The following is an 18,351-nucleotide window of genomic DNA, read 5'->3' as shown; positions in this document are numbered from 1 at the left end:
CCACCGCGTGCCGGAATCGGCGAGAATCGCCGCTCATCCCGAATGGAATCCCCGCATGGCCGGCGCCAGCCTGTTCACCCTGCTCGACGACATCGCCACCCTGCTCGACGACGTGTCGCTGCTGACCAAGGTCGCGGCCAAGAAGACTGCCGGTGTGCTCGGCGACGACCTGGCGCTGAACGCGCAGCAGGTCACCGGGGTGAACGCCGACCGCGAACTGCCGGTGGTGTGGGCGGTGGCCAAGGGTTCGCTGCTCAACAAGGCGATCCTGGTGCCGGCGGCGCTGGCGATCAGCGCGTGGCTGCCGTGGGCGATCACCCCGCTGATGATGATCGGCGGCGCGTTCCTGTGCTTCGAGGGCGTGGAGAAGCTGGCGCACCGCTTCCTGCATTCGAAGGAAGAGGATGCGGAACGTCACGCGCAAAAGGTGCAGGCGCTGGCCGACCAGCAGGTGGACGTGGTGGCGCTGGAGAAGGACAAGGTCAAGGGCGCGATCCGCACCGACTTCATCCTCTCGGCGGAGATCATCGTGCTGTCGCTGGGCGTGGTTGCCGGCGTGCCGTTCGTGCAGCAGCTCGCGGTGCTGGTGGCGATCGCGCTGGCGATGACCGCCGGCGTCTACGGACTGGTCGCCGGCATCGTCAAGCTCGACGACCTGGGCCTGTACCTGAGCCGCAAGGGCGCCGCCGCCGCGACCATCGGCCGCGGCATCCTGTGGCTGGCGCCGTGGTTGATGCGCACCCTGTCGGTCGCCGGCACCGCGGCGATGTTCCTGGTCGGCGGCGGCATCCTGGTGCACAGCATCGGCCCGCTGCATCACGCCATCGAGGGCATCGCCCCGAGCGGCGGCCTGGGCAGCCTGGTGCTTGCGTTGGGCAATGCCGTGGTGGGAATCGTGGCCGGCGCCGTGGTGCTGGCGGTGGTGTTGGGCGTCAAGAAGGTACGGGATAGGGATTAGGGATTGGAGATTCGGGATTCGCAACAGCGGCGCGCATTGCTGCCTTTGCGAATCCCCAATCCCGACTCCCGAATCCCGCGCCGGCACCGCCGGCGCTAGTCGGCCGAAACCACCCGGTTCTTGCCGGCCTTCTTGGCCTCGTACAGCGCACGGTCGGCGCGGCGGATCAGCGCGTCCTGCGCTTCGCCGGGCTGGCGCAGGGCGACGCCGGCGCTGAAGCTGACGAACACGCGCTGGTCCTCGTGCACTACCGCGCGCTGGGCCAGGGCGCGCTGCACCCGGGTCACCGCCGCGCTGGCCTCGAAGATCGTGCAGTCCGGCATCAGCAGCAGGAATTCCTCGCCGCCGAAGCGGGCGATGGCGTCGCTGGCGCGCAACGTGGTGCGTGCCACTTCCACCACGTGGCGCAGCGCGCTGTCGCCGCCGGGGTGGCCGTAGGTCGCGTTGAGCTGGCGGAAATCGTCCAGGTCCAGCATCGCCACGCACAACGGTTGCGCGCTGCGCTCGGTGCGCACCAGTTCGCGCGCGAACAGGTCCTCCAGGCCGCGGCGGTTGAGCGCGCCGGTGAGCTGGTCGACGCGCACCAGGCCGCTGACGTCCTGCAGTTCCTGCTCCAGGCGCAGGATGCGCTGTTCGGCCGCGTCCACTTCCTGGCGCGCGGCGATCAGGTGGTCGCGCGCGCGCAGCGCCTGCTCCTGCACGTGGCCGGTGTCCTGCAGCACTTCCTGCAGCAGGCGGTTGAGGTCGGCGATGCTGCGCGCGTCGCGGATGGTCTGCGAGTAGTCGGCGATGCGGTCGTGGAATTCGCCGGTGCTGGCGGCCATGCCGTCCAGGTCCGCGACGAAGGTCAGCATCAACTCCTTCATGGCGTTCTTGGACTCGGCGATGCCCTGCTTGAGCAGCCCCTGCTTGTAGATCACCTCGCGCAGGCTGCCGCGTGCCTCCTCGATCGAGTAGCGGTCCAGCGGCCCGGCGATCAGGTCGCGCACCACCGCGATCTGGCCCTGCAGCCAACTGGTGTCTTCGAGCAGTTCGCCGACATTCTCCAGCAGCAGGTCGAACAGGCTCAGCAACAGCGCCTGTTGCTCCTGGCCGTCGTTGGCGCGCAACGCGATCTGGTGGCACAACTCGCGTACCTGCTGCGCCACCGGTTCCAGCGGTTGCCCGGGGCGCCACTGGCGCAGCGCCTCGCCGCTGGCCTCGGCCTCGCCGGCCAGCTCGGGCAGGGTGTGCAGCAGCGCCGCCAGCGCGCCGGCCACGGTCTGCCGCAGCAGGTCGCGCAGGCGCTCGCTGTCGCTGGGCCCGGCCAGCGGGTCTTCGATGTCGATGGTGCGAATGTACTTGTCGATCAGCTGGCGCAGCGCGCGGCCATAGCTGGGCCAGTCGCCGCTGCTCGCTGCCGATTGCAGGCGCCGGCCCATGTCGCCCAGTTCGCCATGCAACGAGGCCATGCCATCGGCGAAGGCGCCGAGCAGGCCTTGCGGCTCGTGCGCCTGCTGGAACAGGCGGATCAGCGCGGCGGTGGCGGCGGCCGGGTCGGTTGCGCCCGCCACAGGCGCCATCGCGTGGCCGTGCTTGTGCCCATGGCCATGCGCGCGCGCCGGCAGCGTCGCGGCCGCCGTCGACGCCGGCTCGCGCCGACGTGGCGACAGCAGTTTGCGCAGTCCGCTGATGGGCGGCTCGTCGCGTTGGTCCGACATGCCGGCCGGCTCCTCCCCAGTCAATGCGCCGCCCATGCTGGCGCTCAGGCTCTGGATATCGGCGCCGGCGGCGCGCGCTTGAGCGGGCGGGTGGTGGGTCTGTGAAGAAGACTCCATTGCGGTCGTACCCTCACCCCCAGCCCCTCTCCCGGGGGGAGAGGGGAGTATGTGCTCAGGCGGCGTGGTCGCCCGTCCCTTCTCCCTTCGGGAGAAGGTGCCCCGAAGGGGCGGATGAGGGTCGGGTGGCTAGGGAGGCGTCTGGGGAAGAGGTTCCCTAGCTGTCGCACCCTCACCCCCGGCCCCTCCCCCGAAAAGGGGGCCGTGGTCCCGGAGGGAGAGGGGAGCAAGCCTGGCTTGCCGAAAGATCGCCGCGTGTCCGGACGCCGTGCAAGACGCGCACGGCACTGGCACTCTGGCGGCCGTGCCTGCCGCAGCGTCGACAGCGCTACACGCGCCCCACCTCCACCGAGACCGAGCATGGCCGATTCCCGCGAACCGCTGCTGCACCCTGTCCCGATCCTGTCCTTGCGCCCGACGCAGATGACCGTGGGCATGCGCGAGGTGAAGGAGAAGCGCAAGCGCTGGCGCGCGCACGCCTCCAGGCACAAGCAGGCCGAGCTGCTTGGCAAGCACATGATCCCGGTGGTACTGGGGCCGGACGGCAAGTACTACGTGGTGGACCATCACCACCTGGCGCGGGCGCTGCACGACGAAGGGGTGAAGGACATCCTGGTCACGGTGATCGCCGACCTCAGCGTCGTCGACAAGGCCGCGCTGTGGAGCGTGCTGGATCATCGCCGCTGGGCCTATCCCTACGACGCCAAGGGCGAGCGCCGCCCGTTCAAGGACATGCCGACGTCGATCGCCGACCTGAAGGACGATCCCTACCGCAGCCTTGCCGGCGAGGTGCGCCGCGCGGGCGGCTACGCCAAGGACACCACGCCGTTCAGCGAATTCCTGTGGGCCGACCTGTTCCGCCGCCGGCTGCGGCGCCGCGACATCAAGGGCGACTTCGCACGCGCCATGGAGACCGCGCTTGCGCTCGCCAAGAGCAGGGAGGCGAGCTACTTGCCCGGCTGGTGCGGGCCGTCGTCCGACGACTGATCGGTGGCCGCGGCATGGTGCGGCTTGCCGCCCAGGAGCCCGTGCAAGGCGCGTTCGACGCGGCCGCCAACCAACAGGATGACGAAGGCGATGGCCAGGGAGACTGCCACGATCTGCCATTGGCCGGCGCCGCACATGATGCCGATGCAGGCGGTGAGCCAGACGCAGGCGGCGCTGGTCAGGCCATGCACCCGGACGTGTTTCTGGGTGTGATAGATGACGCCGGCACCGAGGAAGCCGATGCCGGTCAGGATGCCCTGGATGACGCGGCTGCCGGCGTCGGTGAAGCCGCCCTTGCCGAGCGGGTCGGCCAGCAGCACCACCATCGCGGTGGCCAGTCCGACCAGTCCCAGCGTGCGGACTCCGATCGGCTTGCCGTGCAGGTCGCGGTTCAACCCGATCGCCGCGCCGGCGAGGGCGGCGATTCCCAGGCGCACGGCGATGTCGGACAGCTCGATCAAGGCAGGTCTCCTGGTGGATGTGGCGCCGTGGGCGGCCGGCCCATCATAGGAAACCCGGCCGCGCGCATGTCGTGTGTGCCGTGGGTCGGCTTCAGAGCGCGGCGCGGACCTCGTCCAGGCTCGGTGGGTTGGCGCCGGCGCGGGTGCAGTTGATCGCCGCGGCGGCCACGCAGAACTGCAGCAGGCGCTCCAGCGCGGCCGGCTCGCTGCCCAGCGCCGCCAGCGCGGCCGGGTCGGGCAACTGCTGCAGCAGCGCCGCCTGGAAGCTGTCGCCGGCGCCGACCGTATCGGCCACCTGCACCACGCGACCGGGCACGCGCGCCTCGCTGTCGCCGCGCCAGGCCACCGCGCCGTCGCTGCCCAGGGTCATCACCACTAGCGACGGCCCCTGCTGCAGCCAGCTGCGGGCGATGGCGAACGGATCCTGCTGCGGATACAGCAACTCGATGTCTTCCTGGCTGACCTTGACCACGTGCGCCAGCGCGATCCAGCGCGCCAGCCGCGCGCGCCATACCGCCATGTCCGGTTCCACCGTCGGCCGCACGTTCGGGTCCAGCGAGATCAGCCGCTGCCCGCGCTCGCGCTCGGCCAGCGCCTGGAAGGTGCTGGCGGTGGTCTCGGCGACCAGCGTGTAGGAGCCGAAATGCAGGCCGCCGATGCGCGCGTCCAGCGTCGGCAGGTCGGACTCGGTCAGTGCGCGGTCGGCGCAGCCGGTGCCGTAGAACGCGTAATTGGGCACGCCGCCGCCGTCGAGTGCGACCATCACCAGGGTGGTCGCCTCGCGCTTGTCGATGCAGTAGTCCAGGGCCACGCCTTCGCGTTCGAGAGTGGCGCGCAACTGGCGGCCGAGCGGGTCGGTGGACAGGCCGGTGAACAGCGCCGACGGCGCACCCAGGCGGGCCAGGCCGATCGCCACGTTGAAAGGCGAACCGCCCTGGCGTGCGGTCATCCCGACCGAGGTGCCGGCGTAGCCGTCGATGAAGATGTCGTACAAGGCCTCTCCGCACACCACGAACATCGAACCGCTCCTCGTCAGGTTGCAGCGCGCCGGCCGGCGCGATGGGGCGGCTATTGTGGCGTACCTGCTGCGGCGCGGCGACCGTGCGGGAGCGGGCTGCTGGGCTGCCGTGTAGGGTGGCCGCCTGGATGGCGCTCGTACCGTCATTTAGGGAGGAAGCCTGACTGGCGGCCGTACCCTTATCTAGGGAGGATGCCTGGCTTGCGGCCGTACCCTCATCCGCCCCTTCGGGGCACCTTCTCCCGAGGGGAGAAGGAACAGCCGCGCGCCATAGCCCCTCTCCCCCCGGGAGAGGGGTTGGGGTGAGGGTAGGGCGCGCAGCGCCTCGTGGACCCACGCCCGCCACACAACCATCCCCCGACAGTACCTTCCCGCTCCGCCTGCGATAGTGGGAACTTCCCCCGCCAGCCTCCAAGGACATCCCCATGAAGATCCTGCTCGCCGGCGCCACCGGCCTGGTCGGCGGCCACGCGCTGACCCAGTTGCTGGCCGACCCGGCCTGCAGCGCAGTGATCGCACCGACCCGGCGCGCGCTGGAGCTGGACCATCCCAAGCTGCACAACCCGGTGCTCGACTTCGACGCGCTGCCGGCGCAGGCGTCGTGGTGGCAGGTGCAGGCGGCGATCTGCGCGCTCGGCACCACGATGCGCCAGGCGGGTTCCCGCGAGGCGTTCCGTCGGGTCGATCACGACTACCCGCTGGCGATCGCGCGGCGGCTCCGCCAGCACGGCGCCGAGGCGTTCGCGCTCAACTCGGCGCTGGGAGCGGATCCGCAGTCCTGGGCGTTCTACAACCGGGTCAAGGGTGACCTGGAAAACGACCTGCGCGCGCTCGGCTTTCCATCGCTGACCCTGGTGCGGCCGGGCCTGATCGGCGGCGAGCGCGCGCAACGGCGCCGCGGCGAACATGCGGCCAGCGTGGTGCTGCGGGCGCTCGGGCCGCTGCTGCCGCGGCGCTACCGGATCAATCCGGCCGAACGCATCGCCGCGGCGCTGGTCGCGGCCGCGCTGCAGCCGCGACCGGGCGTGCAGGTGATCGATGCGGCGCAGTTGGTTTAGGAGCCGGGATTGGGGAGTGGGGATTCGGGATTGGAGAGGGTGCGCGAGGTCGCAGCATTGCGTGTGCGATGCAAATAGCGGCAGCCCGGCCTAGGAGCGGTCGTCTGCGGCGCGACGCTGGCGCCAGGCCACATCAACACCGTATCGCGTGCAGCCCACGCTCGCCGCAATGCGCTCGCGCGCACTGGCCGTGGCCGCACACGCGACCTGCCTCAGGCGCCCAGCGACTGCCCGCCGTCCACCGCCAGCACCTGGCCGGTGATCCAGCGCGCCTGCGGCGAGGCCAGGAACAGCGCCGCGTTGGCGACGTCGTCGATCGCGCCGAAGGCGCCGAACGGAATGCTGGCGCGGATCTGCCGGTACAGCTCCGGCTGCTGCTGGCGGCGTTGCTCCCACAGCCCGCCGGGAAACTCGATGGACCCGGGCGCGATCGCATTGACCCGGATCCGTTCGCGCGCCAGCTGTGTCGCCAGTGTCGTCGTGTAGTAGTTCAGTGCCGCCTTCGCTGCCGAGTACGCCGGCACCCGTGGCGTCGGCCGCAGGCCGTTGATCGAGCTGATGTTGAGGATGCAGCCACGGCCGCTGCCGCGCAGATGCGGCAGCGCGGCGCGGTTGCAGCGCACCGCGGCCATCAGGTCGATGTCGAAGCCGGCCTGCCAGCTCGCATCGTCGTCGCCATGGCCGTAGCCGGAGGCGTTGTTGACCATCACGTCGATGCCGCCGAGCGCGTCGGCGGCCTGCGCCACCCAGCCCTCGATCTGTGCGGCGTCGGCCAGATCGCAGCACTGCGACGCGACCGGGTGGCCGTGGCGCTGCAATTGCGTGGCGGCGTCGGCCAGCGGCGCGGGACTGCGTGCGCAGATCGCCACCGCCGCGCCGTGCCGGGCGAAGGCGTCGGCGATGGCAAGGCCGATGCCGCGGCTGGCGCCGGCGACGAGCACGCGGTATCCCGCGAAGGTGGATGGATCGGTCATCGGTGGCTCCTGCGTGGCCGTGGGGCGTGCGCCGATTATCCGCGCAATCCGCAGCACGCGGCCGCTTCTGGCACCATGGCGGCCGTCGCACGTGCCGCCATGGTGCGCCCGCCGCGCCGCCGCCTTGCGATGGCCGCATTCCCTTTCCAGGATTTCCCGCAGTGAAGAAGACCTACCGGCTCCGCATCGAAGGCAAGCATCCCGACCGCCTGCTCGACGCCGCCAAGCACGACATCCGCAAGTACATCCGCCGCGAGCGCCGCAAGACCCTGCCGGCCGGCACCGACTACTGGGATTTCGACACCCTGTTCGGCACCGAAGAAGCCACCGCCGCGGTGCTGCCGCCGGCCGAGCTGCTGCGTGCGGTCGACGCGCTGGTCGCCGCCGGCGGCGATCAGTTCTATGTGGAAATCCGCAGCCGCGCGTGCACGCGGCCGCCGCGGGCCACGGGCGGCCAGGACGAGCGCGAGCACGATCCGTTCGAGGACTGAGCGCGACTCGGCGCGCCCGCAGCGTGGGGACCCACGCGGCGCAGCTCAGCCGCTCGCGGGCGGCTCCCCGTCCTGCGCACGCGCCGCGCGCAGTCTGTCCTTCTTGCTCGGTCGCTTGCCCTTGATGCCACCGGTGGAGGCGGCCGCCTCGGTGGCCGGCGTGGCGGCCGGGGTCGGCGCCTGCGTCGGCTCGAAACCGGGAATGCGTTCGCGCAGCACGCGTACGCCCTGGCGTTTCTCGATCAGGCGCAGGTGCGCCGCGCTGGCCGCGTCGACGAAGCTGAGCGCCTGGCCCTCGGCGCCGGCGCGCGCGCTGCGGCCGATGCGGTGGGTGTAGTCCGCGGTGGAACGCGGCAGGTCGTAGTTCACCACCACCGGCAGCGCGGCGATGTCGATGCCGCGCGCTGCCAGGTCCGTGGTCACCAGCACCCTTAGCTGCTGTTGGCGGAACGCGTCCAGGGTGCGCTGGCGCCGGCCCTGGGCCAGCTCGCCATGCAGCGGCTGCGCGGCGATGCCGGCCTTGGCCAGCGCCGTGGCAACCCGTTCGGCATCGCGCCGGCTGGCCACGAACACCAGTGCGCGCGGCCACGCTTCCTGTTCCAGGAGATGCTGCAGCAACGCCAGGCGACGGCCGTCGTCGACCTCGATCGCGCGCTGGCGCAGCGTCGCCGGGATGGGCGCGGCGTCGGCGTTTTCGCCAATCCGCCGCGGCGCGCGCAGCAGGCGCGTGGCCAGCGCGGCGATCGGTGCCGGCATGGTGGCGTAGAACAGCAGGGTCTGCCGCGTCGGCGGCAGCCGCTGCAGCAGCCGCTCCAGTTCGGCGCCGAAGCCCAGGTCGAGCAGGCGATCGGCCTCGTCCAGCACCAGGTGCGCCACCGCGTCCAGTTGCAGCGCGCGCTGCTCCAGCAGGTCCAGCAGGCGCCCGGGCGTGGCCACCACCACATCGGCGCCGCCGCGCAGCGCCAGCATCTGCGGATTGATCGAGACGCCGCCGACCGCCACCACCACCCGGGGCCGCCGCGGCAGTTCCAGGCCGAGTGCGACGAAGGTGTCGGCGACCTGCACCGCCAGTTCGCGGGTCGGTACCAGCACCAGTACGCGGGTGGAACGCGCCGGCCTGGCCGCCTGCGCGCAGGCCTGCAGCAGCGGCAGGGCGAACGCCGCGGTCTTGCCGGAACCGGTCTGGGCCATGGCCAGCAGGTCGTGGCCGGCGACGATCAGCGGCACCGCCTGTTGCTGGATCGGCGTGGGCGTCTGCCAGCCGGCGCGCGCGAGCGCAGCGGCGAAGGCGGGATACAGCGCGGGCGACAGACCGAGGGAAGCGAACGGCATCGGGAGACGGGCAGCGAGGCCATGCGGGTCACGGCGGGCGTGCAGTATCGCCGACCGCGCGCGGACTGGCGAAGGCGCGCTCAGTGCGGCAGGTCGGTCGCCCGCTCGGCGGCACGCGCCGCCGCCCGCGCGTAGCGCCGCTTCGCCAGCCAGCCGTCGCCCTGCAGGGTCTGCCGTAGCGCCAGGGTGTCGGCATCGTCCGGCACCAGCCGGCAGGCCGCCTCGCACCAGCGCACCGCACGGTCGAAGTCCTGCCAGGCTGGATTGGAGGTCGTGCCGTGGAAGTGGCCGAGGCCGCGCATGGCCTCCACCCAGCCGGCATGCGCGAACCGGGTGAGCACGCCCAGGACGCGCTCGATCCGCGCCGGGTCGTCGTCGTGGTGGGCGAGGAAGTGGCGCAGGCCGTGCAGACAGGCGTTGGCGCGGCGGCTCGCGCGTTCGGACAGCGTCGGCAGCGCCGCGGTGGCCTCCAGGCAGGCGATCTCGCAGTCGTTGGACAGGCGCACCAGTTCATCCGGTGCCAGCCCGGCGATACCGCCTTGTTCGATGCCGCGGTCGTACACCACGCTGAGGTTGTACGCGGCCCGCGGAAATCCGTGTTCGGCCGCACGCCGGTACCAGTGGATCGCCAGCGTCGGGTCGTAGCTGTCCTCATCCTCGAAATAGCGATAGCCCAGGGCGAACTGCATTTCCGGATAGCCGAGCTCGGCGCCGCAGCGGGCCATGTGTTGCAGTGGACCGTGCTGCACTTGCTCGTCGAAGGCGTAGTAGACGTCGTTGAACGGGCACACCTCTTCCGGCGCGGGCAACGGTGCAAGCGTGGCGGCGTGCCGGTACCACGCCTCGGCGATGGCCGGATCGCGCTGCACGCCTCCCCAGCCGGTATCGCACAGCAGGCCGTAGAGCACGGCCGCATGCGCCGTCTGCGCGCAGCTGCGCGCGGCCAGCGCGCCCAACCAGTCGGCCTGCAGCTGTCCGCTCTGCACCGCGGCATGTAACGCCCGCAACAGTTGGTGATCGTCCAGGCGCAACGGCGCCGGCAACGCGGCGACGGCCGCCAGATGGGGAACGGCCTGGTCCGGCCGTTCGGCGAAGCTGTACAGCTCCGCCAACTGCAGATGCACCTGCGCACGGTCACCGTCGTCGTGCGTGCGGTGCAACAAGGCATGCCCTTGTTGCACCGCCTGCGCGACCGCCTCGGCGTCGTCGGTCTCGATGCTGTCCACGTCGATCGCGTCGAGCCAGGCGACCAGGCGCAGACGGTGGCGTTCGCCTTGGTCGAGGCGGGCGGCCAGGGGCCCTTCGGCCAGCGCCAGGATCTCTTCGCGGCTGCCGCCCCAGCGTGGGGTCTGCAGCGTGGCGTAGGACAGCAAGGCTGCCAGTCCATGGCCGCTGTGGCCCAGGGTCAGCGACAGCCAGAACCACGCCGGCGGCACGGGGTCGCTGGGGTCTGGCCTCCCGTCCGGCGCGTGCAATGGCGCGGGCAGCATCGCCGGCAGGCCCAGGGACGCGATGTCCCGCGCGTCCGCCGCATCGAACGTGGCGTTGTCGTTGGGATGCACGCCCTCGCACCGCCAGTGCGTCAACCAGTCCGGTTCGCCGAAGGCCTGCACGCTGCGGGTGAGCAGCGTGCCGAGGATCCACGGCAGCGGAAACCGCACCATCAACTGCAGCGCGTCTGCAAACAAGCGCCACTGCGCGAGGCGCACCGCCCGCCACTGCGTTTCGTCGACGCCGTCGGCCCAACCGGTGCCGCGCGCCTGCAGCGCCCGTCGCTCCCAGAAGGCGCAGCGCAGGAGCCGCGGTGCCAGGCTGTCCGGAGACTGTCGCTGCCATGCGTCCAGCACGGCTGCCAGCGCATCGGGGCGGGTGGCGGCCAGTGCACCGGTCTCATCCACGACCCGCGCGTACAGCCTCGCCTCGCCGGCTGCGTCAGTGGCGGCGAGCAGCGTCCGCAACTGCGCGTCCACCGCGTCGAATCGCTGGGCGAGCAGGTCGTGTTGGAACGGGGTCAGCTCGGCGCGCGCGGCTTGCGCGACGGACATGGCGGGATGCATGGGACGTCTCGGATCGGAAGGGAAGTGATAAGCGGATGCGCTGCCGTCGCGGCGCAAACGGGCTGCCCACGCGGGTGATGCAGGCATGCCGTATCGCCACGGCGGATCGCGTCGGCAGCGCGCCGATGGCGGCACGGCCCGCTCCGGTACCCGCGCGCGTGGCGGCGCAGGCGCAGGCGCAGGTGCGGAGCACTATGCGCTCGCAGACGGCGCCGTCGTTGCGCGCCGAGGATCCGCTTGCACGCAGGCGCCGCGCCGTCCGCGGTGGCGGCTGGCGGTGAATGCGGCATTGGGCGCAGGGAAGGGAAGACGAAAACGGGCACGGAACAGGCGGGCCTCGCCGTCTGACGTCGCGGATCGCACGCGCGGCGTCGCAATGCAGACGGCCGGCATGCGGACATGGGGCGTCGAGTGGGGTGCGCAGTATAGGGCAGCGTCGTTAGCGCACCGTCGTGGGCATAGCGTCATCGCCGTGGTCACGCGGGCGCGGCCCATGCGCCGATCGCTGCCGCTTCCGAGGGTGCATGCCATGCCGTGCGGACAACACTTGCGAACGTACGTGCCGCGTGTCGGTGCTGCGCGCGACACTCGCGTGACCATCACCGACACCGTGCCGTCGGTAGCGCTGTGCCAGCGCGGGTCGGCGCAACGCACGGCCTTGTGGATCTCCATCGCCGCGGGCCCGGCCATCGCTGTCGATGGCCGGGCCCGCAGGACTGCTGGGGCTACTGCGTGCAGCTCACGCCGACGGCGGCGAAGGCGTTGTTGACCGCGGTCACCGAGCGGCCCAGGTCGCTGGCGGCGGTGCGCACGCCGCAGGCGCCGCTGTTGAAGGTGGTGCTGGGCGTCCAGTACAGCTGGTTGGCGCGGGCGAACACCTCGAACGCCAAGCGCGTGTTCCAGCCCGAGGTGGTAGCCAGGTTGTAGAACGCCTTGTTGTAGACGCCCGAGGAGTAATGCACGTCCAGGCCGCTGCGGTAGTTGGCGGCGTTGTCGATCGAACTGCCGTCCTGCGTCGGGTTAGCCATGTAGCGCAGCGCACCGTTGGCCTTGAAGATCTCGGTGCCGACCTTGAAGTCGTTCGTGCCCTTGAGGTAGTACTCGGTGGCCTCGCCGGCCATGTCCGAGAACGCCTCGTTGATACCGCCGGACTGGCCGGAGTAGGTGAGGTTGGAATGCTGCTCGGTGAAGCCGTGCGAGACCTCGTGGCCGGCGACATCCGCGCTGACCAGCGGATAGAACCGCGTGTTGCCGTCGCCGAAGTTCATCGTCGAGCCGTTCCAGAACGCGTTCTCGTAGCGCGTGCCGTAATGCACGCGCATCACCAGTTGGAAGGTCAGCGGCGCCACGCCGACGTAGCTGCGGTACATCTTCTCGATGACGCCGCCGAAGTAGTGCGCGTCGTTGATCGGCGAGTAGGCGCCGTTGATGGCCTTGTAGGTGTTGCGCGGGCAGGTGAACTGGTACGCGGTGGTGCCGGAGCTGCCGCCGTTGAGGTTCACCGACTTGACGTTGCTGTTCTGCATGCGGCAGCTGTCGTCCACCTCCAGGAAACCGTGGATGCTGTCGCTGCCGTACTCGTACTGGCCGGTCTTGGCGTTGCCGCCGGGGCCGGTGGCGTCGCGCGTGGTCAGGGCGTCCCACTGTTTCAGGATGGCGCCGCTGCGCGCATCCACGATCACGAACGGCCGGCTCGGCGCGCCGCCCTGCGGCGCATCGGCGAAGAACGACACCACGTAGGCCAGGTGTGCGCGGTCGCTGTCGTCGAGATAGATCATCTGCGGCGCCTGCGCGCGTTCGATGCGACGCTCGGCCTGGGCCGCGCCCAGCGCGACGCGCCGGGCCAGCGTCAGCGCGGCATCGGGGCTCAGCGACGCGCTGGCGGCATTGGCGGCGGTGGCCGGCAGTTCGCTGGCCAGCCCGGCCACCGAGCGGCCGAACAGGCTGCGCACGCTGCCGTCGGCGCGCTCGCTGACGATCACCTGTTCGCCCCACACCGGAATGCCGCGGAAGGTCTGCTGGTAGCGGCGGTGCACGGTGCCGTCGGCATCTTCGCTGCTGCCGAGCAGGGTGAGCGCGGATTCGGCATCCAGCCCGATCAGTTCGGCATGGCGCACCGCGGCCGCGGCCGGAATGCCACCGACGCGCGCTGCGGCGCTGCGGTACTGGGTGCTGAGCGTATCCGGGTTCTTGGCGTGCAGGTCCACGCGCTGCGCGGCGCTGGCGGAAGTGGCGGCGAGCGCGAGCAGCAGGGACGAGACCAGTGCCGACGGACGATGACGAAGCGACAGGGACATGAGCGGAATCCTCGAACGCGAGAAGGAAGGACACGCCGACGCGGCAGCGGAGCGGCCGTAGCGGTGACGTGGCATGACGACTGGGGCAATGCGGCCGATCGGCGCAGTGCCTCCCCCTGTGCAACGACCATAACGGCGCCGCCGCGTCGCGTGGTAGACAGGTTGCGTTCAGTCTTCCAAGACTGCCGAATGTGCTCTGCACACTGGCGTGGCGCGTGATGCGCCGTTGCGGCAGACCGGCGCGCCATCACAGCATGCCGCCTGAAACCCGGACGTCGACCTGCGTGCGATGCGATGCCGTTCCGTGCAGCGAGCCCGTCGCGGTACGTTCGAACGCGTGCTGGGAGAGCGGTGTCGGCCGCGACGTGCCGTGCACGAATCGCTCGATGGATCGGACAGCGATTGTCGGAGACCGTAGCAATACAGGGATGGGTTTAGGCGGCCCCCGAGCCATCCACGCTAGAAGAACTTGAACCCCGACATCTTTCCGCTCGTCGCGTCGGGACTGAAGTCCCTCCCACACTGACTGCGCATCTGCTGCGCCTGACGCAGAGACGCAGCCTGCTGTCAGACAGGTCGGCTGCCGTGCACGCTGAAGCAACCGGCAGCGCCGATCCCGGACTGCGTCGTAGCGCCTGGTCATTGCACTGTGGGAGGGGCTTCAGCCCCGACGCGCTGTGCTGGAGTTGCTCATCGGCTATCGCCCCGCGATGTGTAGAAGCCCGCAGGAAATACGCGCGCCTCCACGAGGCCTTGAGCGATCCGCCGCGGAAAGGCTTGAGCCGCGACGCCGTTTTGTTGATCGCGTCGGTATTGAAGGCCCTCCCACACTGGTGGTGCATCTGCTGCTCTGGGCGCAGCAGATGCACCGCCTGGTGTCAGGCAAGTCGGCGGATATGCAAGGTGGCCGTCGCGCTCAGGCCGGCAGCGCCAGGTCGTCGATCATCGCGCGCAGGAAGCGCGCCGCTTCGCCGCCGGTGCAGGCGCGGTGGTCGAAGCTCAGCGATAGCGGCAGGATCTTGTGCGTTTCCACGCCGCCCATCACCGGCACCAGCTGATGGCGGGCGCGGCCGGCGGCAACGATGGCCACGCACGGCGGCACCACGATCGGCGTGGCGTAGCGGCCGGCGAACATGCCGAAGTTGGACAGCGAGATGGTGTAGCCGCTCAGTTCCGAGGCCGGGATGCTGCGTGCCTCCACCTGCTGGCGCAGGCGGTTGATGCCTTCGCGCACGCCGCGCGCATCGAGCATGTCGGCGTTGCGCAGGGCGGGCACGAACAGGCCATCGTCGGTGTCCACGGCGATGCCGATGTCCACGTGCGCGTGCAGGGTGCGGGTCAACGCCTCGCCGTCGAACCAGGCATTGAGCGCCGGCACCGCCTGGCAGGCGGCGACGATCGCGCGCACCAGGCGCCCGGTGGTGTCGTTGCCCGGCGTCCACGCGTGCAGGTCGGCATCGTCGTTGAGCGTGGTCAGCACCACCTGGCGCTGCGCCTCGGCCATCACCCGCGCCATGTTGCGGCGCACGCCCTTGAGCGGCTCGGGCTGGCCCTGCACGGCCACGCCCGGCGGCTGCGTGCGCATCGGCTTGCCGGCGGCGGAGAGCGGGGTGCGCGCGGAGGGGGCGGGTGACGTGTGGGCGTTCGTAGGAGCGGCTTCAGCCGCGACGGCAGGACGCCGTGTAGTCGCGGCGATAGCCGCCCCCGCCTTCGCATCCGCCTTGGCCGACCCATCGGTCGCGGCCTGCTTGACGTCGGCCAGGGTGACCGCGCCGTCGGCGCCGCTGGCGCGTACGCGGCCGAGGTCCACGCCCAGCTTCTTGGCCAGGGCGCGCACCGCCGGCATCGCGCGCACGCCGCCGACCGACACGGTGCGCTCGCTGTGCACGGTGTTGGAGCTTTGCATCGCGCCGACCACGGTGCCGGCATCGTCGCGCTCGCCGGTGGCCTGTGCGTTGTCGGCGTCGTGCAGTTCGCCGCCGTCGTCGGAGGCGACCACGCGATCGTCGGCTGCGGCGGTGTCCGCGCCGGCACCCTTGCCGGATGCGGCCGGCGCCGCGCCGCCGTGGTGATGGCCGGTGTCCTGGCCTTCGGCGCGCTGCGGCAGGTTGGGGTCGGGCGCGAACTGCGCCAGCATGCTGCCGGTGACGACGATGTCGCCCGGCGCGCCGGCCAGCTTCAGCACCTTGCCGGACACCGGCGAGGGCACTTCGACCACCGCCTTGGCGGTTTCCATCGACACCAGCGGCTCGTCCAGCCGGATGGTGTCGCCTTCCTTGACGAACCACTCGACGATGGTGGCGTCGGGCAGGCCTTCGCCCAGGTCGGGCAGATTGAAATTCTTGGTTTGGCTCATGTGGTCTCTTCCAGCAGTTCCAGGTCGCGTGCCGGCAGCCAGCCCTGCGCGCCGTCGGCGCGCTCGGCCCACCACCAGTCGCCGTATTCGTGATGCAGGACGACGGTGTCGCCCTGCGCGGCATCGAGTTCGCGTGCGTCGTAGTCGCGCAGCGCCACGGCATGGCCGTCGCCGGTCGGCTGCAGCCAGGCCAGCGGTGCCCAGCCGGCCGTGCCGGCGGCGCCGGTGATCCAGACGAACGCCGGCCACTCCTCGTCGCGCACGCCCAGCGCGACCCGCTCGCCGGCGGCGATGCGGATCGGATGCGGATAGGCGGCGCGGTAATCGCTGATCAGACGTGCCTGCATATCAACCCGCGGCCATCGCCCGCTTGGCCGCGGCGACGATCTTGTCGGTGCTCGGCAGGTACTTCATCTCCAGCCGGAACAGCGGGATGTGGGTGTCGTAGCCGGTCACGCGCTGCACCGGCGCGACCAGGTCGTACATGGACTGCTCGGCCAGGCGCGCGGCGATTTCGGCGCCGAAGCCGGCGCTGCGGGGGGCTTCCTGCACGATCACGCAGCGGCCGGTGCGCGCCACCGATTCGGCGATGGTATCGAAGTCCAGCGGGCGCAGCGTGGCCACGTCGATCACTTCGGCGCTGATGCCGTCGGCGGCAAGGCGGTCGGCGGCTTCCAGCGCTTCCTTGACCTGCGCGCCCCAGGCGACGAGGGTCACGTCGGTGCCGTCGCGCAGCACGAAGCACACGTCCAGCGGCAGCGCCTCGCCGTCGTCGGCGACCACTTCCTTGTACTGCCGGTAGATGCGCTTGGGCTCCATGTAGATCACCGGATCCGGTTCGCGGATCGCCGCCAGCAGCAGGCCGTAGGCGCGCTGCGGCGAGGACGGCAGCACCACGCGCAGGCCCGGCACATTAGTGAAGATGGATTCGTTGGCTTCGCTGTGGTGTTCCGGCGCGCGGATGCCGCCGCCCCACGGCACGCGCAGCACCATCGGGCAGTGCAGGCGGCCGCGGGTGCGGGTGCGCAGGCGCGCGGCGTGGCAGATCAGGTGGTCGACCATCGGGTAGACGAAGCCGTCGAACTGCGCCTCGGCCACCGGCTTCATGCCCTGCGCGGCGAGGCCGACGCTGAGCCCGGCGATGGTGGTCTCGTCCAGCGGGGTGTCGAGCACGCGCTGCGCGCCGAAGCGCTGCTGCAGGCCGGCGGTGGCGCGGAACACGCCGCCGTTGACGCCCACGTCCTCGCCCAGCACCAGCACCGACGGGTCGTGCTGCAGTTCCCAGGCCAGCGCCTGGGTCACCGCTTCGATCAAGGTAATGGGCGTGCTGGTCATCGGGCTGTCTCCGCGCGCGGTGGCGGCGCTGTGGGCGGTGCCGGCCGCGGGCGCGGCCGTGTGGTCGGCGAGGCGGGGGCTCAGCTCATCCATGGCGCTGCTCCAGGGCGATGGCCTCGGCGCGCTGTGCGAGCAGGTCCGGTGGCGGGTCGGCGTACAGGTAGTCGAACATGGCTTCCACCGGCTGCACCGGGGTCTCCAGGTAGGCGTTGAGTTCGATGTCGGCCAGGCGCGCGCATTCCTGCTTCCACGCGGCTTCTTCTTCCTCGCTCCACAGGCCCTGCGCGCTCAGCCAGGCGCGCAGGCGCAGCAGCGGTTCGCGTTCCCAGGCCTGCTTGACCTCGGCGTCGTCGCGGTAGCGGCGCGCGTCGTCGGCGGTGGTGTGGTCGGACAGGCGGTAGGTCATGAACTCGATCACCGTGCCGCCCTGGCCGGCCAGCGCGCGCTCGCGCGCCTGGCGCATCGCCTCCAGCACCGCGATCAGGTCGTTGCCGTCCACCTGCAGGCAGTGCAGGCCGCCGGCCAGTCCCTTCTGCGCAAGGGTCTGCGCGCCGGTCTGCGCGTTGCGCGGCACCGAGATCGCCCAGCCGTTGTTGATCACGCACAGGATCAGCGGCAGTTGGTAGGCACCGGCGGAGTTGAGCGCGGCATAGAAATCGGTCTTGGACGAGCCGCCGTCGCCGCAGGTGGCCACCGCCACCTGCGCCTCGCCGCGCAGCTTGAACGCCAGCGCGGCGCCGGCGGCGTGCAGGCACTGGGTGGAGATCGGCACGCAGATCGGGAAGTCGCGGGCGGCGTCGGAATCGCGCTGGAAGTCGCTGCCGCGCTCGTCGCCGCCCCAGTACAGCAGGATCTCGCGCGGGCGCACGCCGCGCATGAACATGGCGCCGTACTCGCGGTAGCTGGGCGCCAGCACGTCGCCGCGGCGCATCGACGCACCGATGCCGATGTGGGTGGCCTCGTGGCCAAGGCAGGAGGCGTAGGTGCCAAGCTTGCCGGTGCGCTGCAGGGCCACCGCCTTGCTGTCGAAGGTGCGCACGCAGAGCATCTGCTTGAACAGCGCCAGCAGCGTCTGCGGGTTGGCCGAATCGGCCGGAAGCGCGTCGCGGACCGGCTGGCCGCCCGCGTCGAGGTACTGCAGGAACTCAATTTCGAACTGGGCGGCGATGCTCATGGCGATGGCGCTCTCGACAACAAGTTTCAAATGATA

Annotated in this window: 15 protein-coding genes; 4 read left to right on the top strand and 11 right to left on the bottom strand. The window is 70.9% G+C overall.

Features of this window, described 5'->3' with window-relative positions:
• The first annotated feature begins 55 nt into the window (after window positions 1-55).
• Complete coding sequence (locus GGR66_RS04330; protein ID WP_184447331.1) at window positions 56-958, top strand: DUF808 domain-containing protein; 903 nt, start codon at window positions 56-58, stop codon at window positions 956-958.
• Window positions 959-1,053: 95 nt separating this feature from the next.
• On the opposite strand, the gene GGR66_RS04325 is transcribed toward GGR66_RS04330, so the two are convergent.
• Window positions 1,054-2,658, bottom strand: a complete 1,605-nt coding sequence (locus GGR66_RS04325) for a GGDEF domain-containing protein (RefSeq protein WP_184447470.1) — start codon at window positions 2,656-2,658, stop codon at window positions 1,054-1,056.
• A gap of 477 nt (window positions 2,659-3,135) precedes the next feature.
• On the opposite strand from GGR66_RS04325, the gene GGR66_RS04320 reads away from it, so the two are divergent.
• On the top strand, window positions 3,136-3,762 hold the full coding sequence (locus GGR66_RS04320) for a ParB-like protein (RefSeq protein ID WP_184447330.1): 627 nt from the start codon (window positions 3,136-3,138) through the stop codon (window positions 3,760-3,762).
• On the opposite strand, the gene GGR66_RS04315 is transcribed toward GGR66_RS04320, so the two are convergent.
• A complete protein-coding gene (locus tag GGR66_RS04315) occupies window positions 3,723-4,223 on the bottom strand; it encodes an MgtC/SapB family protein (RefSeq protein WP_184447329.1) in 501 nt (166 codons plus the stop codon). The genes GGR66_RS04320 and GGR66_RS04315 overlap by 40 nt on opposite strands.
• A gap of 91 nt (window positions 4,224-4,314) precedes the next feature.
• A complete protein-coding gene (locus tag GGR66_RS04310) occupies window positions 4,315-5,241 on the bottom strand; it encodes a carbohydrate kinase (RefSeq protein WP_184447328.1) in 927 nt (308 codons plus the stop codon).
• Between the two features lie 425 nt (window positions 5,242-5,666).
• On the opposite strand from GGR66_RS04310, the gene GGR66_RS04305 reads away from it, so the two are divergent.
• Window positions 5,667-6,299, top strand: coding sequence for an NAD-dependent dehydratase (locus GGR66_RS04305; protein ID WP_184447327.1), 633 nt, complete (start codon window positions 5,667-5,669; stop codon window positions 6,297-6,299).
• A 212-nt stretch (window positions 6,300-6,511) separates the two neighbouring features.
• On the opposite strand, the gene GGR66_RS04300 is transcribed toward GGR66_RS04305, so the two are convergent.
• Entirely contained in the window at window positions 6,512-7,273 is a 762-nt protein-coding gene (locus GGR66_RS04300) for an SDR family oxidoreductase (RefSeq protein WP_184447326.1), read from the bottom strand.
• 161 nt (window positions 7,274-7,434) lie between these two features.
• Here GGR66_RS04300 and GGR66_RS04295 point away from each other — a divergent pair, with 161 nt between their 5' ends.
• The gene (locus GGR66_RS04295; protein ID WP_184447325.1) at window positions 7,435-7,764 is read left to right on the top strand and encodes a DUF6172 family protein; all 330 of its coding nucleotides are present in this window, start codon (window positions 7,435-7,437) and stop codon (window positions 7,762-7,764) included.
• Window positions 7,765-7,809: 45 nt separating this feature from the next.
• Here GGR66_RS04295 and GGR66_RS04290 read toward each other — a convergent pair whose 3' ends face one another.
• The 7 genes from GGR66_RS04290 to pdhA all read right to left on the bottom strand — a co-directional run bounded on the left by GGR66_RS04290 (window position 7,810) and on the right by pdhA (window position 18,315).
• Entirely contained in the window at window positions 7,810-9,096 is a 1,287-nt protein-coding gene (locus tag GGR66_RS04290) for a DEAD/DEAH box helicase (protein ID WP_184447324.1), read from the bottom strand.
• Between the two features lie 80 nt (window positions 9,097-9,176).
• Window positions 9,177-11,141: a DUF4034 domain-containing protein gene (locus GGR66_RS04285; protein ID WP_184447323.1), complete on the bottom strand. Its 1,965-nt coding sequence runs from the start codon at window positions 11,139-11,141 to the stop codon at window positions 9,177-9,179.
• A gap of 737 nt (window positions 11,142-11,878) precedes the next feature.
• Window positions 11,879-13,450 carry a M4 family metallopeptidase gene (locus GGR66_RS04280; protein WP_184447322.1) on the bottom strand — a complete coding sequence of 524 codons (1,572 nt, stop codon included), beginning with the start codon at window positions 13,448-13,450 and terminating at the stop codon, window positions 11,879-11,881.
• Between the two features lie 916 nt (window positions 13,451-14,366).
• Window positions 14,367-15,806, bottom strand: coding sequence for a dihydrolipoamide acetyltransferase family protein (locus GGR66_RS04275; RefSeq protein WP_184447321.1), 1,440 nt, complete (start codon window positions 15,804-15,806; stop codon window positions 14,367-14,369).
• On the bottom strand, window positions 15,803-16,153 hold the full coding sequence (locus GGR66_RS04270) for an SH3 domain-containing protein (RefSeq protein WP_160969341.1): 351 nt from the start codon (window positions 16,151-16,153) through the stop codon (window positions 15,803-15,805). The genes GGR66_RS04275 and GGR66_RS04270 overlap by 4 nt, the downstream gene beginning before the upstream one ends.
• 1 nt (window position 16,154) lies before the next feature.
• The gene (locus tag GGR66_RS04265) at window positions 16,155-17,234 is read right to left on the bottom strand and encodes an alpha-ketoacid dehydrogenase subunit beta (protein ID WP_043094489.1); all 1,080 of its coding nucleotides are present in this window, start codon (window positions 17,232-17,234) and stop codon (window positions 16,155-16,157) included.
• Window positions 17,227-18,315 (bottom strand): pyruvate dehydrogenase (acetyl-transferring) E1 component subunit alpha, encoded by a 1,089-nt coding sequence (gene pdhA, locus GGR66_RS04260; protein ID WP_184447320.1) that lies wholly within the window; start codon window positions 18,313-18,315, stop codon window positions 17,227-17,229. Before pdhA ends, GGR66_RS04265 begins: the two co-directional genes overlap by 8 nt.
• Window positions 18,316-18,351 lie beyond the last annotated feature (36 nt).

Source organism: Xanthomonas sp. 3498, assembly GCF_014199795.1.
In the GTDB taxonomy this organism is placed as follows: Bacteria; Pseudomonadota; Gammaproteobacteria; order Xanthomonadales; family Xanthomonadaceae; genus Xanthomonas_A; species Xanthomonas_A rydalmerensis.
Note: the sequence above shows the minus strand (reverse complement) of the source record. Positions and strands in the feature narration are given on the sequence as shown.

Excerpts from the sequence above, each read along its gene's own strand:
- GGR66_RS04330 (WP_184447331.1), top strand. The coding sequence starts at position 56 with ATGGCCGGCGCCAGCCTGTTCACCCTGCTCGACGACATCGCCACCCTG.
- GGR66_RS04325 (WP_184447470.1), bottom strand. The coding sequence starts at position 2,658 with ATGTCGGACCAACGCGACGAGCCGCCCATCAGCGGACTGCGCAAACTG.
- GGR66_RS04320 (WP_184447330.1), top strand. The coding sequence starts at position 3,136 with ATGGCCGATTCCCGCGAACCGCTGCTGCACCCTGTCCCGATCCTGTCC.
- GGR66_RS04310 (WP_184447328.1), bottom strand. The coding sequence starts at position 5,241 with ATGTTCGTGGTGTGCGGAGAGGCCTTGTACGACATCTTCATCGACGGC.
- GGR66_RS04305 (WP_184447327.1), top strand. The coding sequence starts at position 5,667 with ATGAAGATCCTGCTCGCCGGCGCCACCGGCCTGGTCGGCGGCCACGCG.
- GGR66_RS04300 (WP_184447326.1), bottom strand. The coding sequence starts at position 7,273 with ATGACCGATCCATCCACCTTCGCGGGATACCGCGTGCTCGTCGCCGGC.
- GGR66_RS04290 (WP_184447324.1), bottom strand. The coding sequence starts at position 9,096 with ATGCCGTTCGCTTCCCTCGGTCTGTCGCCCGCGCTGTATCCCGCCTTC.
- GGR66_RS04285 (WP_184447323.1), bottom strand. The coding sequence starts at position 11,141 with ATGTCCGTCGCGCAAGCCGCGCGCGCCGAGCTGACCCCGTTCCAACAC.
- GGR66_RS04280 (WP_184447322.1), bottom strand. The coding sequence starts at position 13,450 with ATGTCCCTGTCGCTTCGTCATCGTCCGTCGGCACTGGTCTCGTCCCTG.
- GGR66_RS04275 (WP_184447321.1), bottom strand. The coding sequence starts at position 15,806 with ATGAGCCAAACCAAGAATTTCAATCTGCCCGACCTGGGCGAAGGCCTG.
- GGR66_RS04270 (WP_160969341.1), bottom strand. The coding sequence starts at position 16,153 with ATGCAGGCACGTCTGATCAGCGATTACCGCGCCGCCTATCCGCATCCG.
- GGR66_RS04265 (WP_043094489.1), bottom strand. The coding sequence starts at position 17,234 with ATGGATGAGCTGAGCCCCCGCCTCGCCGACCACACGGCCGCGCCCGCG.
- pdhA (WP_184447320.1), bottom strand. The coding sequence starts at position 18,315 with ATGAGCATCGCCGCCCAGTTCGAAATTGAGTTCCTGCAGTACCTCGAC.